The organism is Streptomyces sp. NPDC049915, from assembly GCF_040656475.1.
Taxonomy (GTDB): Bacteria; Actinomycetota; Actinomycetes; order Streptomycetales; family Streptomycetaceae; genus Streptomyces.
In genome coordinates this window covers 110,302-124,104 of the sequence record NZ_JBFAMH010000004.1, presented here as the reverse complement: position 1 = coordinate 124,104, position 13,803 = coordinate 110,302, and the positions used below count along the sequence as shown (strand labels likewise).

The window sequence follows — 13,803 nt, the reverse complement described above, 5'->3', positions numbered from 1 at the left end:
CATGATGCTGATGGGGAAGGTGGGAGGTGGCGCGGCTCAGCATCCAGCGGACGGAATCCCAGGTCAATCACGAACCGAGAACACTCAAGGTCTCCACAGACAGGGAGAAGGGCAAAAGGGCTCATACGGCCACGAACGCCACCGCCAGAACACGGAGACGCCCTCATACGGCCAAGAACGCCGCCGTCAGCAACGCGATCCCGGACCCCGCCAGCACCCACGCCGTCCGCATCCACCGCAGCCCGCCCGCCACGACCACCGACGCCAGCAGCAACGCACCGCCCAGCGGCACCCACGCGTACAGGATCCCGGCCGGCCCCGAGCGCACGGCCTCGTCACTGCCCGGCTTCACCACCACCGTGTAGGTGCTGCCCTCCCGCACCGCCACCGGGTCGCCGATCACCACGGTGCGCCGCGCCGACGACCCCGCCGATGCCGGCGTGTACGGCCCGCTGCAGGTGTCCTCACCGCACCGCGTCACCACGACCGTCCCGTGCTCACGCCCCTTGGTCAGCATCACGTGCTGCGCCGACCCCCAGGACGCCCACACCCCCGCGACCACGATCAGCGCCGCCACCGTGCTCATCGCGGCGAGCCGCCCGAGCCGCAGCGCGGCGAGCGAGACCTGGCGGGAGCGGACGGCGGTGGCAGGCATGGCCGGGATCATTGGCCATACCCGTGCACCCGGTCAACTCACGTAAGGGACAAGTCAGGAGTTGTACGCGCTCTGCGCCCGCTCCAGACCCTCCGTCACCAGACACTCGACCGCGTCCGCCGCCCGGTCCACCAAGTAGTCCAGCTCCTTGCGCTCCGCCGACGCGAAGTCCTTCAGCACGAAGTCCGCCACCTGCATACGCCCCGGCGGCCGCCCGATCCCGAACCGCACCCGGTGGTACTCCCGCCCCATCGCCTTGGTGATCGACTTCAGCCCGTTGTGGCCGTTGTCCCCGCCACCCAGCTTCACCCGCAGCGTCCCGTAGTCGATGTCCAGCTCGTCGTGCACCGCGACCACGTTCGCCAACGGCACCTTGTAGAACTCCCGCAGCGCGTTCACCGGACCGCCCGACAGGTTCATGTACGACATCGGCTTCGCCAGCACCACCCGCCGGCCGGCCGGCCCGGGCGGACCGATCCGCCCCTCGACGACCTGCGCCTGCGCCTTGCCGGCCCGCTTGAACCGGCCGCCGATCCGCTCGGCCAGCAGATCCGCCACCATGAACCCCACGTTGTGCCGGTTCATCGCATACTCCGGACCGGGATTGCCCAGCCCCACGATCAGCCAGGGGGCGTCGGCGGATGTGGTCACGTCCGTGTCTCCTCACGTGCGACAGCCGCTGCTTCCCGGCCAGGGAAGCAGCGGCTGGAACAGCTACCGCTGTGGGCAGTGGTTCTGCAGGGCGATGGGGCCCCTCCCCCCTCGAGCGGAGCCGAGAGCGGGGAGGATGGGCACAGCCCGAAGCGCCGAGTGCGTGGGAACCAGCGGCACGGACGCTACGGCTGAACCGCCGGTCAGGCCTCGGCGGCCTCTTCGCCCTCGGCACCCTCGGTGGCCTCCTCGGCCTGGGCGGCCAGGACCTGGATGACGACCGTGTCGTCCTCGACGGCCAGCTTGGAGCCCTTGGGCAGGGTGATGTCCTTGGCGAGGATGGAAGCGCCGGCCGCCAGGCCCTCCACGGACACCGTCACGGCCTCGGGGATGTGCGTGGCCTCGGCCTCGACCGGCAGGGCGTTCAGCACGTGCTCGAGCAGGTTGCCGCCGGGGGCCAGCTCGCCCTCGGTCTGCACCGGGATCTCGACCGTGACCGTCTCGCCACGCTGGACCAGCTGCAGGTCCACGTGCTCCAGGAAGCCCTTCAGCGGGTCACGCTGCACGGACTTCGGGATCGCGAGCTCGGTGCGCTGACCGTCGATGTCCAGCGCGATCAGGACGTTCGGCGTACGCAGCGCCAGCAGCAGCTCGTGGCCCGGCAGCGTCAGGTGCAGCGGGTCGGAGCCGTGCCCGTACAGAACACCGGGAACCTTGCTGTCGCGGCGGATGCGACGCGCGGCACCCTTGCCGAACTCGGTGCGCGACTCGGCGGCGATCTTGACCTCGGACATACTGATCACTCCTCGTAGGAAGCTGGAAAACCGGACTGGGGGTACCCCCTGCTCCTTGGAGCTTGGGGGCGGTCACCCGGCCAACGAACGGCCTGCTACGAAGAGCGCGTCGATTACGGACCGCCGCACCCACAGGAAATGAGTACGGCCTCCCTCGCCGAGCAACTGCAGCAGTCTACTCGGACCGGGAGGCCCCACCAAAAGGATCACATCGGGGCCCGGCCGACCTGTGCAGAACCCTTCCTGCACACCGCCCGCCGGACGCCCCCGAGCACGCCTACTGCTCGTCGAACAGGCTCGTCACCGAACCGTCCTCGAACACCTCACGCACCGCCGACGCGATCGTCGGCGCGATCGACAGCACCGTGATCTTGTCCAGGTCGCGGTTCAGCTCACCCGGCGTCGGCAGCGTGTTCGTGAACACGAACTCACTCACCCGCGAGTTCTTCAGCCGGTCCGCCGCCGGACCCGACAGCACACCGTGCGTCGCCGTCACGATGACGTCCTCCGCACCGTGCGCGAACAGCGCGTCCGCAGCCGCACAGATCGTGCCACCGGTGTCGATCATGTCGTCCACCAGCACACAGACGCGGCCCTTGACCTCACCCACGACCTCGTGGACGGTCACCTGGTTCGCCACGTCCTTGTCACGCCGCTTGTGCACGATCGCCAGCGGCGCACCCAGACGGTCGCACCAGCGGTCCGCCACCCGCACCCGGCCCGCGTCCGGCGAGACCACCGTCAGCTTCGCCCGGTCCACCTTGCGGCCCACGTAGTCCGCCAGCAGCGGCAGCGCGAACAGGTGGTCGACAGGACCGTCGAAGAAGCCCTGGATCTGGTCCGTGTGCAGATCCACCGTCAGGAGGCGGTCCGCACCCGCCGTCTTCATCAGGTCCGCGATCAGACGCGCCGAAATCGGTTCACGACCGCGGTGCTTCTTGTCCTGCCGCGCGTAACCGTAGAACGGCACGATGACGGTGATGGAGCGGGCCGACGCGCGCTTCAGCGCGTCGATCATGATCAGCTGCTCCATGATCCACTTGTTGATCGGAGCCGTGTGGCTCTGGATCAGGAAGCAGTCCGCACCACGAGCAGACTCCTGATAACGGACATAGATCTCGCCGTTCGCGAAGTCGAAGGCCTTCGTCGGGACGACCCCGACACCCAGCTGCTGGGCGACCTCCTCGGCAAGCTCGGGGTGGGCGCGGCCGGAGAAGAACATCATCTTCTTCTCGCCGGTCGTCTTGATCCCGGTCACAGCACTGTCTCCTCAGAGGTGTTCTCAGCTGGAAGTAGAGAGACCTCGCCGCTGGGGCGCGGCGGCAGGCCGTCTCAGCTGGTGGGGGTGCGGGTGTGTGCACTTATCACGGTACGCCGTCTTCGACGCACCTGTTCCCGGTCAGCCCTCGCTGCCCGGCTCCCGGGACGCCGCCTCGGCCGCCTTCGCCGCCGCGCTCCCAGGACGCTTACGCGCCACCCAACCCTCGATATTCCGCTGCTGGCCACGGGCCACGGCCAGCGAACCGGGCGGCACATCCTTGGTGATCACGGAGCCGGCCGCCGTATAGGCACCGTCCCCGACCGTGACAGGCGCCACAAACATGTTGTCCGAGCCGGTACGGCAGTGCGACCCGACCGTCGTGTGGTGCTTCTTCTCGCCGTCGTAGTTCACGAACACGCTCGCGGCACCGATGTTCGTGTACTCACCGATCGTCGCGTCACCGACGTAACTCAGGTGCGGGACCTTCGTCCCCTCACCGATCTCGGCGTTCTTCGTCTCCACGTACGTACCGATCTTGCCCTTGCGGCCCAGACGCGTACCGGGCCGCAGATACGCGAACGGACCCACGGACGCCTCCGGCCCGACCTCCGCCCCGTCCGACACGGTGTTGTCCACCCGCGCCCCCGCGCCGACCCGCGTGTCGTGCAGCCGGGAGTTCGGACCGACCTCCGCACCCTCCGCCAGGTGGGTGACACCGGTCAGCTGCGTCCCCGGATGCACGACGACGTCCTGCTCGAAGGTGACCGTCACGTCGACCCAGGTGCTCGCCGGGTCGATCACGGTGACCCCACCGAGCATGGCGGCGGTCAGCAGCCGCTCGTTGAGAATCCGGCGGGCCTGCGACAACTGCACCCGGTTGTTGATCCCGGCGATCTCCCGGTGATCCCCGGCGACAGAGGCGCCGACCCGATGCCCGGCCTCGCGCAGGATGCCCAGCACATCGGTCAGGTACTCCTCACCCTGACTGTTGTCCGTCCGCACCTGCTTCAGCGCGTCCGCGAGCAGCGCCCCGTCGAACGCGAACACCCCGGAGTTGATCTCCCGGATCTCCCGCTGCGTCTCGGTGGCGTCCTTGTGCTCCACGATCGCCGTCACGGCACCGGAGTCGTCCCGCACGATCCGCCCGTACCCCGTCGCGTCCGGCATCTCGGCGGTCAGCACGGTCACGGCGTTGCCGTCGGCGGCATGCGTCGCGGCGAGCCGGCCGAGCGTGTCACCGGTCAGCAGGGGCGTGTCCCCGCACACCACGACCACGGTCCCCTCGACACCCCCGCCCAGCTCCTGCAACGCCATCCGTACGGCGTGCCCGGTGCCGTTCTGCTGCTCCTGCACGGCGGTGCGGACGCCGGGGGCGGTCTCGGCGAGGTGCGCGGCGACCTTCTCGCGCGCGTGCCCGACGACGACGACCAGGTTCTCGGGGTCCAACTGACGGGCGGAGGCCAGCACATGGCCGACGAGGCTGCGCCCGCAGATCTCGTGCAGCACCTTCGGTGTGGCCGACTTCATACGGGTGCCCTCACCCGCTGCGAGTACGACGACGGCGGCCGGGCGGATGACGCTCACGGGGGTGCCCTTCGGCTGGTGGTGGGGTGGGGGTGGACATCCGCAGGATACCGGGGCGTTTGGCGGGAGAAATGAGTGCGGGTCCTGACGGTGCTGTCAGGACCCGCGTGACTCCAGCTCCCCTGCCAGGACTCGAACCTGGAACAAATCATCCAAAGTGACCCGTGTTGCCAATTACACCACAGGGGAGGGTATAGGGCGCTAAACGGACATTTCGCTAGTCCGCTGAGGTCGCGGCACCTACTATGCCGCACCACGCGCCTTCGATGCGACGGTACAAGTCGGCGCTCTGCCGGACGGTGAGCGGATCGCGAGTTCATGCGCCCGATGCTTCCGGGCTGTCGGCTTCGCCTGTTCGAGGGATCTCCGTCGGGGGTCGAAACTCGCCGGAAAAGCCCCGGGGGGCGCCCGTAGGCTGGAGGCATGACCACGTCGGGGGAAGAGCACGCGGCGGCCGGGGCCGGGCCGTGGTGGTGGGTGCGGTGGCGCTCCGCCGCGCTGGACTGGGGGCTCGCGGCGGTGTCCGCCGTCGAGTGTGCGGTGGAGGGGATTCCGTTCGCGCGGGACGCCGGGGTTCCGGTGTCCGTGGGGGTCGTGTTCGGGTTTCTCGCCGGGGCCGTGCTGCTCGTGCGCCGGCGCTGGCCGATCGCCGTCGTGCTGGTGTCCATCGCGGTCACGCCCGCGCAGATGGGTTTCCTCATGGGCGTGGTCGGGCTCTACACCCTCGCCGCCTCCGAGCTGCCGCGGCGGATCATCGCCTCGCTGGCCGGGATGTCCCTGGTGGCGATGCTGATCGTGACGTTCGTGCGGTTGCGGCAGGCCGCGGACAGCGGTGACGTGGGGGCCTGGTTCGTGCCGTTCGCGTCCATCTGCATGGCGCTCGGGATGACGGCTCCGCCGGTGCTGCTGGGGCTGTACGTGGGGGCGCGGCGCAGGCTGATGGAGAGTCTGCGGGAGCGGGCGGATTCCCTGGAGCGTGAGCTGCAGTTGCTCGCGGAGCGTGCGGAGGAGCGCGCGGAGTGGGCGCGGGGCGAGGAGCGGACGCGGATCGCGCGGGAGATGCATGACGTCGTCGCGCATCGGGTGAGTCTGATGGTGGTGCACGCGGCTGCCCTGCAGGCCGTGGCGCGCAAGGATCCCGAGAAGGCCGTGAAGAACGCCGCGCTGGTGGGGGACATGGGGCGGCAGGCGCTGACCGAGTTGCGGGAGATGCTCGGGGTGCTGCGCAGTTCGGACGGCGGTGCGGACAGCAGGCGGGTGCCGGTGCCGCTCGCGGCTGTGGGGGTGGCCGCTGCCGCGGTGGCCTCCCGGGCCGCTGACAACGATGTGGTGGCCGACGGGCCGTGCCTGGCGGAGATCGAGGAGCTGGTCGGGCAGTCGGCGGCTGCCGGGATGGTGGTCGATCTGTCGGTCGAGGGGGAGGCGCGCTCGTGTGCCTCGGAGGTGGAGGCGACGGCGTACCGGGTGGTGCAGGAGGCGCTGACGAACGTCCACAAGCATGCGGCGGGTGCGAAGACGTACGTACGGCTGGCGTACCGGGGGGCGGAGATCGCGATGCAGGTGGAGAACGAGCCGCCACCGGAGGCGGGGTCGGCGTCGTCGGCGCGGTTGCCGTCGGGAGGCAATGGCCTGGTCGGGATGAAGGAGCGGGTGGTGGCGCTCGGCGGGGTGTTCGTGTCGGGGCCGACGGACGCGGGGGGTTTCCGGGTGTCGGCGGTGCTTCCGGCGCCGTAGCGCCGGCAGGGGTCAGCCGGTGGTGAGGCGGACGGGCTGGGCGCCGGTGACGAGGGCGGTGAGGGCGTGGTCGATGTCCGGGCCGAGGTACCAGTCGCCGGTGTGGTCGAGGGCGTAGACGCGGCCCGAGGTGTCGATGGCGATGAGGGCCTGGGTGTCGGTTTCGGTGCCGAGGGGGGTGACGTCGGTGCCGAGGGCGCGGCCGAGGTCGCCGAGGGTGCGGGCCAGGTGGAGGCCGTGGAGGGGGTCGAGGTGGAGGGTGGCGGGGGTGATCTGGCGGCCGGGGCCGCCGGGGGTGACGGTGAGGCCGCCGAATTCCGCCCAGGCTTCGACGGCCGCGGGGAAGACGGTGTGGCGGTGGCCGGCGGGTGAGGTGTGTTCGCGCAGGGTGTCGGCCCAGATCTCGGCTTGTTTGATGTCCCAGCGTCCGGGTTGCCAGCCTGCGGCGCGCAGGGCGGCGTCGACGGGGACGGGGAAACGGGTGGTCGAGGTGCGGTCGGTGTGCATCTGCCCTGGTTCGTCGGTGGGGTGGTGTGCTGGCGTGGTCAGTCGTCGGCGGTGGGGTCGACGATGCGGACGCCGAAGTGGGCGCTGAGGGCGGTGCACGCGCGGCAGGGCGGGGCGAAGGTGCCGTGGAGGGGGTCGCCGTCCTCGCGGATGCGCCGGGCGGTGAGTTTGGCGTTTTTGAGGGCTTTGCGGGCTTCGCCGTTGGTCATGGGTTTGCGGGCGGCGCGTTTGCTGCGGGCGGCGTCGGCGGTGGTGAGGTGCCGGGAGATGAGGATGGTCTCGGCGCAGCGTCCGGTGAAGCGGTCGCGTTGCGTGCTGGTGAGGGCGTCGAGGAAGTCCTGGACGAGGGGGTGCAGGGCGGGGGGCTGGTCGCCGCGGGCGGCGGTGCCGGTGAGGGTGGCGCCGCGTACGGAGAGGGCGGCGGCGACGGTGGGGAGTATGCCGTCGCGGCGGTGGCGGAGGGCGGGCGGCAGGCCGGTGTCGGTGCTGCTCCAGCCGATGCGGGGGTCGCCCGTGGGGGCGGTGCCGGTGTGCGGTCCCGTCTGCGTGGCATTCATGATCGTCTTAGCCTCCCGTGCATCCCCCGAAGGACTCAGAGTGCCAAATGGTGTGGTGGGTGCGGAAGCTGGGGCGGGATGACACGCCAGGGCCGGGGTGGCTGTGACGGTGCGGTGACAGGGCCGTGACGGCTGGTCACGGGAAGCGGAGGGGGCGCTGCCGGTGCGGGGTCGGTGCCGGTGACCGGGGTCGTCGTACCGCATAGGCTGTCGGCACCGCGATGGGCGCGGTCAGCGTGCCCAGGACCGTTGAGACAGTCGGATACGGGCCGTAGTGGACCAAGGGTGGCCATACGGGTCGTACAGAGTGCCGCAGGGGGCAACCGCCATGACGACAGGTCGGCTCGGGCAACAAGCCGCGCCGCCGAACGCGGCATACGCCGGGCAGGTCGTGCACTTCCCGGATCCGGTTCGGGCCGCTCGTCATCCCGGAGGGGTGCGGGTGGACGAGCGGGGTTATCCCGACTTTTCGCCTTACGCCCGTGCGGCCGCGGAGATCGCGGAGCCGCCGGAGGGTTTCGGTGTCGACGAGTTGCGGCTGACGGACTATGTGTCGGCGAACGCGGCGCTGGCGGCGAGCGGGCATGAGCTGTGGGACACGGTGCCGAGTGTGGCGACGCCGCACGGGTGGACGTGGCATCACGTGGTGGGCTCGCGCCGCCTTGAGCTGATCCCGGTCGAGGTGAAGGCGCTGCTGCGGCACCACGGGGGGATCGCGACGTCGCTGGTGGACCAGGACAAGCGCGGTACGCGGCCGTTGCAGGAGACCCGGCCGGCGCACTTCGGGCTGCCGAAGTCGGGTGTGGCGGTGACGGAGCAGCAGGTGCAGGGGGTCGAGGAGGACCTGGGGTACCGGCTGCCGGGTGCGTATCGCTCGTTCTTGAAGGCGGCGGGCGGGTGCGCGCCGGTGGGGACGGCGCTGGACGCGGAGTTGGGGCTGCTGGTGGACCAGCCGTTCTTCACGGTGCGGGACGAGGCGGCGGTCAACGACCTGGTGTACGTGAACAAGTGTCTGCGAGACCACCTGACGAAGGACTATCTGGGCGTCGGTTTCGTCCAGGGCGGTCTGCTGGCCGTGAAGGTGAAGGGCGAGCGGATCGGTTCGGTGTGGTTCTGTGCGTTCGACGACGCGCGGGACGTGGATCCTTCGTGGCCGCCGGCGGAGCGGGTGGAGCGGTTGCTGATGCCGTGCGGGGACGACTTCGACGCCTTTCTGTCGCGACTCGCGGGGTCTCCGCCGGAGTTGGAGACCGTGGCGAATCTGATGGTGGACGGCGGGTTCGCGCGTGCCGTTCCGGTTTCTTCCGCGGGAGAGTGAGTTCGCGATGGTGACGTTCGCGCAGGCGCAGGAGCGCGCGGAGGAGTGGCTCAACGGGGAGGTGCCCGCGTACCAGCATCGTGAGGTGCGGGTGCGGGAGTTCGAGCTCGGGTTCGTGGTGTGGGGTGAGGACCGGGCGGACGGTCCGCGGTCGGACGGCGGCGGGCAGCGGCTGGTGATCGCCCGGGACAGCGGGGAGGCCACGCTGTGGCCGGCGCTGCCGGTGGGCGAGGTGATCCGCCGTTATGAGGAGGAGTACGGGCGCGCGGGGACGGCGGCCGAACCGGCGCCGGCGCCGGCGGCCCGGGTGGACCTGAACCAGACGTCGTTCCTGCTGACGCCGCCGGAGTGGTTGCAGGAGGCGGCGGACAAGCTGGGTATTCCGGATCACCGCAGGGAGGGCTCGGGCGCGGCGGGCGGCTCGGACGGCTCGAGGCCGTCCGAGGGGGCCGGCGTGTCCGCTGTGCCCCAGATGTCCGATACGCCCGGTGGTGCGGGCGCGTTGGCGGAGACGCAGGCCGGGGCGCCGGACGCGCCGGGTGCGGCCGAGACGCCGGGTGTGCCGGCGGGGGCCACGCCGTGGGCCGGTACGGACACCAACGCGGACGCCGGTGAGGATCGTTCGGTGCCGCTGCCGGAGACGGTGTTCGCGCCGCCGCTGAGCGACGCGGGGGAGGACCGGCCGCCGGTGACCCTGCCGGAGGCCAAGACCGCGCTGATGTCCAGGGGTAGCGGGCTCCCGCGCACGAGGGTGGCCCCGGCGGTCACGGAGCCGGGCGCCTCGTCGCCGGGCAGTACGCCGCCGCCCGGCAGTACGCCGCCTCCGTCGCCGGGTGCGTCGTCGTACGGCTACCCGCAGGGCCCGGGCGGACCGGCCACGCCTCCGCCCCCGCCGGGTGCCGCTCCGTCGTACGGCTACCCGCAGGGGGGCGGTACGCCGCCTCCGCCGCCGGGCGCCCCGTCGTACGGCTATCCGTCGGGGCCCGGGGCTCCGGCCGGTCCGGGTGGGCCCGCCACGCCGCCGCATGCCGGTGCCGGTGCGGGTGCGCCGTCGGTTCCGTCGAGCCCCGGTGACATCGCGGACGCCGCGACCAGCAAGGCGGCGCCGCCTCCGCGGCGTGGGCGGGGTGCGACCCCGCCGCCTCCGCCGGGTGCTCCCGGGGCTCCGGGCGCGCGAGCGGGCGCCGCGCCCGTGCCGCCGTCCGCGCCCGCGGCGGGCGGTTATGTGCCGACGCAGATGATGTCCTCGCTCGGCCCGGAGGGCCCGCAGCCGGCTCCGGCCGCGCCCGGCACGCCGAACGCTCCCGGCATCCCGCAGCCCCCTGCCGCTCCGGGGACGCCCGGCGGCACTCCGCCGGGTGGTGTCCACCATGCGGCGACGATGTTCGCCGATCCGGGACGTCCGGGTGCCCCGCAGCCTCCGGGCGCACCGGGTGCTCCGGGCGGTACGCCCCCCGGTGGTGTCCACCACGCGGCGACGATGTTCGCCGATCCGGGACGTCCGGGTGCCCCGCAGCCTCCCGGCGCGCCGGGCGCACCCGGGGTTCCGGGCGCACCGGGTGTTCCGGGTGCGCCGACTCCGCCCGGTGCCCCCGGCGCCCATCCCTCGGCGGGTGGCGCGCGCGGTGCCGTGCACCATGCGGAGACCGTGCTGGCCGCGCCCCCGGTGGGCGGCCCCGGCGCGCCTGTGCCGCCGCCCGCCCCGGGTGCCCCCGGCATGCCGCCCGGGGTGCCGCAGCCGATGCCGCCCGGTGCGATGCCCCCGCCGGCCGGCGGGCCCGTGCCCGGCTTCCCGCAGCCGGTCCCCGGTCAGCCGACCGTCGGCCCCGGCTACCAGGCCGTTCTGCGCTACCGGGCGCCGGACGGCTCGGAGCAGCAGCTGATCCGGCGTTCGGCGCCGGGCACCCCGCACCCGGAGTGGCAGATCTTCCACGAGCTGCGCGCCATGAACGTGCCGCCGGCGAACGTGCTGGAGCTGCACACGGAGCTGGAGTCGTGCGAGCTGCCGGGCGCGTACTGCGCGCGGATGATCCGGGAGCAGTGGCCGCAGGCGCGGATCACGTCGATCGCGCCGTACGGCACGGATCACGCGAGCCGGCAGCAGGGCATGCAGCAGCTGATCGCCCATCAGGGTGAGTTGCACCAGGTCGCGGACGGCCCGGCGCGTCCGGCGCCGGTGCGGGCTCCGCTGCCGCCGGTGCAGCCGGTGCCGCCGATCCCGCCGGAGGGGATCGCGCAGGAGCTTGCGGTGGCGTTCGGGCCGGGGATCTTCCGGTTCGAGCAGCAGGCGGTGTCCCGGCAGGGGGTGCCGCCGATCGTGGCCCACTCGCTGGTGGTGGCGGGCCTGCCGGTGGATGTGAGTCCGTTCTTCTGGGCGCAGGCCCAGCCGGGGCGGCCGGTGCCGACGCTGGCGGAGCTGGCGGCCGAGCGCGGGGTGCAGCCGGCGTCGGACGCGGGCTCGTACCTGGTGATGGGCACCGATTTCGGCAGGGCGCTGTGTGTGCAGTACGGCACCGCGCACATCGTGGCCGTGCCGGTGGAGGCGGGACCGGGCGGGGCGCCGGTGCCGCCGCAGTTCGTGAACTCGGGGCTGCCGGAGTTCCAGCGGTGCCTTGCGCTGCTGGGGCGGATGTGGCGTCTTCGGTTCGGCCTGAACCAGGAACAGGCGGGCCGCTGGACGGTCGACTTCCAGGCGCAGTTGGCGGCGCTGGACCCGGCGGCGCTGGCGTCGCCGGAGAGCTGGTGGTCGGTGCTGCTGGAGCAGATGTGGGACGGGTTGCTCTGACCTGTCGTCAGTGACCCGCGGCCTGGGGCCGAAGGGGCCGGTTCTGATCGAAAGATCGGGACCGGCCCCTTTTTCTGTTGCTCCGGTGACCGTGACGTTCGTCCGGAGTGTCGCGTTATGAACATTTCTGTGCAATCCCTCAAGATGTGCGCCACATCATCATTTTCCGGGTCTGTTCGGCGGAGAGAGGTTCCGGGATGAGCAGCACATCGTCGACGCCGTACGGCTTCGTGACCGTCAAGGGGCGTGGCTACCGCCCCGAACAGGTCGACACCGTCGTCGCGGCGATCGCCGAGGACCGGGACGCCGCGTGGGAGCGGGCGGCCCGGCTCACCGTGCTCGCCAAGGAGATGGAGGGTGAGGCGCTGCGGCTGCGCGAGACGGTCGCCGTGCTCGAGCCGCAGACGTACGACGTTCTGGGGGAGCGCGCACGGCGGCTGTTCCAGCTCGCGACCGAGGAGGCGGCGGCCGTGCGGGAGGTCGCGCGGCAGGCGGCGCAGGAGGAGGTGGCACGGGCCGAGGCGCACGCCGAGGAGGTGCTCGGGGCGGCGCGGGAAGCGGCGGAGGTGGTGCGCGAGGACGCCGACGAGCAGGCCCGGCAGCACCTTCTCGCGGCCCGGGCCCAGGCCGGGGAGATCCGTGTGCTGGCCCGCCGCACGATGAAGTCCGCCCGTGGCGGGGAGCTGTCCGCGCTGCGCGAGCGACGGCAGCGCGCCGCCGGCCTGCTCGCCGAGCAGGAGCAGGGGCACATCGAACGCTGGGAGCGGGCCGAGCGGGAGGCCGTCGAGCGGGCGGCGGCGCTGGACGCCCATCACGCGACCCTCAGGGCGCGCGCCGAGGAGGCGCTGGAGGAGGCCCGCCAGGCGCTCGCCGACGCCGAGCCCGCGGGGCGCCGCTGCCAGGAGGCGGCCCGCGTGCGTGCGGCGGAACTGCTGGCCGAGGCCCGCCTGGAGGAGGAGCGCATCGCGCAGGAGACCGAACAGATCCTGCGTGAGCACGGGGAGCGCTGGGACGAGGTGTGCGCCCACGTGGACCGTATGCGCGACAGCCTCAGCGACTTGACGGGCCGGCTCGTGGAGTAGGCCGCGGGCGGGCGCCCACGGGAGGCCGGGTGGGGCCGGGCCGGCGGGCACCGCACTTCACCTACCTGATTGTCATGCACCGGACGCCTGTAGCGGGTATCGTTCCCCGGCCGCGTCGTGTCGCGGCACGTTCCGTCGACATCTCGCCCGGGGGGCCTTCCACCATGTCCGCTGCCAACGAGCTGCGCCTGCGTCCACCGCTGCCCCAAGGCGCGCGCCCGTCCTCGCGCGGCCCGCTGATCGCCGCCGTGGCGGGGCTGGGCGCCGTCGCCCTGTGCGATCTGTTCAGCCTGTTCGCCGCCGCCCGCCTGCGTGGCCTGATCAAGGGCGACGACGGCTTCCGCTTCGCCGACCGGCAGGGCCTGCTGGACGCCTACGACCTCTACGAGACGGCCCACCGGTGGCAGGTCGGGGCCTACCTGCCCTGTGCCGTCGCGTTCGTGGTGTGGTTCTTCCTGATGCGCCGGGCCACGGCCCCGCTGGGCCCGGACCGCTTCCGCAACGGTCCGGGCTGGGCGATCGGGGCGTGGGCGGTGCCGGTGGGCAACCTGTGGCTGCCGTACCAGGTCGCCATCGACATGTGGTACGCCGCCACGCGGCTGCCGGCCGACGATGAGCCCTACCGCGCGGTCCGGACCTGGCCGGTGACCCTGTGGTGGAGCCTGTTCGTGTGCGGCATCCTCCTCGACCGGTTCTCCGCCACGCGGTACCACCGGACCGAGAACCTGGCGGAGCTGCGGGGCGCGGTCGGGCAGTACATGATCGGCGACGTGCTGAACGTCGCCGCCGCGGTCGCCGCCGTGTACTTCGCCGTCCAGCTGACGGCGATGCAGCGCCGTAAGGCGACCGAGGGCCGGCCGGCGGCCGCCTGAGGG

Annotated in this window: 12 protein-coding genes and 1 tRNA gene; 5 read left to right on the top strand and 8 right to left on the bottom strand. The window is 72.2% G+C overall.

Annotated features, from left to right (window positions below):
• Positions 1–163 precede the first annotated feature (163 nt).
• From AB0J12_RS07870 to AB0J12_RS07845, 6 genes are all read right to left on the bottom strand, one after another.
• Positions 164–667 (bottom strand): hypothetical protein, encoded by a 504-nt coding sequence (locus tag AB0J12_RS07870; RefSeq protein WP_363263338.1) that lies wholly within the window; start codon positions 665–667, stop codon positions 164–166.
• 42 nt (positions 668–709) lie between these two features.
• Positions 710–1,306 carry an aminoacyl-tRNA hydrolase gene (gene pth, locus AB0J12_RS07865; protein WP_363263337.1) on the bottom strand — a complete coding sequence of 199 codons (597 nt, stop codon included), beginning with the start codon at positions 1,304–1,306 and terminating at the stop codon, positions 710–712.
• A 203-nt stretch (positions 1,307–1,509) separates the two neighbouring features.
• Entirely contained in the window at positions 1,510–2,100 is a 591-nt protein-coding gene (locus tag AB0J12_RS07860; RefSeq protein ID WP_363263336.1) for a 50S ribosomal protein L25/general stress protein Ctc, read from the bottom strand.
• A 277-nt stretch (positions 2,101–2,377) separates the two neighbouring features.
• On the bottom strand, positions 2,378–3,358 hold the full coding sequence (locus AB0J12_RS07855; protein ID WP_363263335.1) for a ribose-phosphate diphosphokinase: 981 nt from the start codon (positions 3,356–3,358) through the stop codon (positions 2,378–2,380).
• A 141-nt stretch (positions 3,359–3,499) separates the two neighbouring features.
• Positions 3,500–4,945 carry a bifunctional UDP-N-acetylglucosamine diphosphorylase/glucosamine-1-phosphate N-acetyltransferase GlmU gene (gene glmU, locus AB0J12_RS07850; RefSeq protein ID WP_363263334.1) on the bottom strand — a complete coding sequence of 482 codons (1,446 nt, stop codon included), beginning with the start codon at positions 4,943–4,945 and terminating at the stop codon, positions 3,500–3,502.
• A 117-nt stretch (positions 4,946–5,062) separates the two neighbouring features.
• A tRNA-Gln gene (locus tag AB0J12_RS07845) sits at positions 5,063–5,134 on the bottom strand.
• Positions 5,135–5,368: 234 nt separating this feature from the next.
• Between AB0J12_RS07845 and AB0J12_RS07840 the strand changes: the two genes are divergently transcribed.
• Positions 5,369–6,679, top strand: coding sequence for a histidine kinase (locus AB0J12_RS07840; protein ID WP_363263333.1), 1,311 nt, complete (start codon positions 5,369–5,371; stop codon positions 6,677–6,679).
• A gap of 12 nt (positions 6,680–6,691) precedes the next feature.
• On the opposite strand, the gene AB0J12_RS07835 is transcribed toward AB0J12_RS07840, so the two are convergent.
• Together AB0J12_RS07835 and AB0J12_RS07830 are read right to left on the bottom strand one after the other, a co-directional pair.
• Entirely contained in the window at positions 6,692–7,186 is a 495-nt protein-coding gene (locus AB0J12_RS07835) for an SUKH-3 domain-containing protein (protein ID WP_363263332.1), read from the bottom strand.
• 38 nt (positions 7,187–7,224) lie between these two features.
• A complete protein-coding gene (locus tag AB0J12_RS07830; protein ID WP_363263331.1) occupies positions 7,225–7,743 on the bottom strand; it encodes a YwqJ-related putative deaminase in 519 nt (172 codons plus the stop codon).
• Positions 7,744–8,071: 328 nt separating this feature from the next.
• On the opposite strand from AB0J12_RS07830, the gene AB0J12_RS07825 reads away from it, so the two are divergent.
• The 4 genes from AB0J12_RS07825 (at position 8,072) to AB0J12_RS07810 (ending at position 13,800) form a co-directional block, all read left to right on the top strand.
• Positions 8,072–9,061: an SMI1/KNR4 family protein gene (locus AB0J12_RS07825; protein ID WP_363263330.1), complete on the top strand. Its 990-nt coding sequence runs from the start codon at positions 8,072–8,074 to the stop codon at positions 9,059–9,061.
• 7 nt (positions 9,062–9,068) lie between these two features.
• On the top strand, positions 9,069–11,846 hold the full coding sequence (locus AB0J12_RS07820; RefSeq protein ID WP_363263329.1) for an SUKH-4 family immunity protein: 2,778 nt from the start codon (positions 9,069–9,071) through the stop codon (positions 11,844–11,846).
• Positions 11,847–12,043: 197 nt separating this feature from the next.
• Positions 12,044–12,928 carry a cellulose-binding protein gene (locus AB0J12_RS07815; RefSeq protein ID WP_363263328.1) on the top strand — a complete coding sequence of 295 codons (885 nt, stop codon included), beginning with the start codon at positions 12,044–12,046 and terminating at the stop codon, positions 12,926–12,928.
• A gap of 164 nt (positions 12,929–13,092) precedes the next feature.
• On the top strand, positions 13,093–13,800 hold the full coding sequence (locus tag AB0J12_RS07810) for a DUF4328 domain-containing protein (protein WP_363263327.1): 708 nt from the start codon (positions 13,093–13,095) through the stop codon (positions 13,798–13,800).
• Positions 13,801–13,803: the final 3 nt, after the last annotated feature.

What these genes read in the sequence shown, in the direction of transcription:
- AB0J12_RS07835 (WP_363263332.1), bottom strand. Translation starts at nt 7,186, where the DNA reads ATGCACACCGACCGCACCTCGACCACCCGTTTCCCCGTCCCCGTCGAC.
- AB0J12_RS07840 (WP_363263333.1), top strand. Translation starts at nt 5,369, where the DNA reads ATGACCACGTCGGGGGAAGAGCACGCGGCGGCCGGGGCCGGGCCGTGG.
- AB0J12_RS07815 (WP_363263328.1), top strand. Translation starts at nt 12,044, where the DNA reads ATGAGCAGCACATCGTCGACGCCGTACGGCTTCGTGACCGTCAAGGGG.
- AB0J12_RS07820 (WP_363263329.1), top strand. Translation starts at nt 9,069, where the DNA reads ATGGTGACGTTCGCGCAGGCGCAGGAGCGCGCGGAGGAGTGGCTCAAC.
- AB0J12_RS07825 (WP_363263330.1), top strand. Translation starts at nt 8,072, where the DNA reads ATGACGACAGGTCGGCTCGGGCAACAAGCCGCGCCGCCGAACGCGGCA.
- AB0J12_RS07830 (WP_363263331.1), bottom strand. Translation starts at nt 7,743, where the DNA reads ATGAATGCCACGCAGACGGGACCGCACACCGGCACCGCCCCCACGGGC.
- AB0J12_RS07870 (WP_363263338.1), bottom strand. Translation starts at nt 667, where the DNA reads ATGATCCCGGCCATGCCTGCCACCGCCGTCCGCTCCCGCCAGGTCTCG.
- AB0J12_RS07860 (WP_363263336.1), bottom strand. Translation starts at nt 2,100, where the DNA reads ATGTCCGAGGTCAAGATCGCCGCCGAGTCGCGCACCGAGTTCGGCAAG.
- AB0J12_RS07810 (WP_363263327.1), top strand. Translation starts at nt 13,093, where the DNA reads ATGTCCGCTGCCAACGAGCTGCGCCTGCGTCCACCGCTGCCCCAAGGC.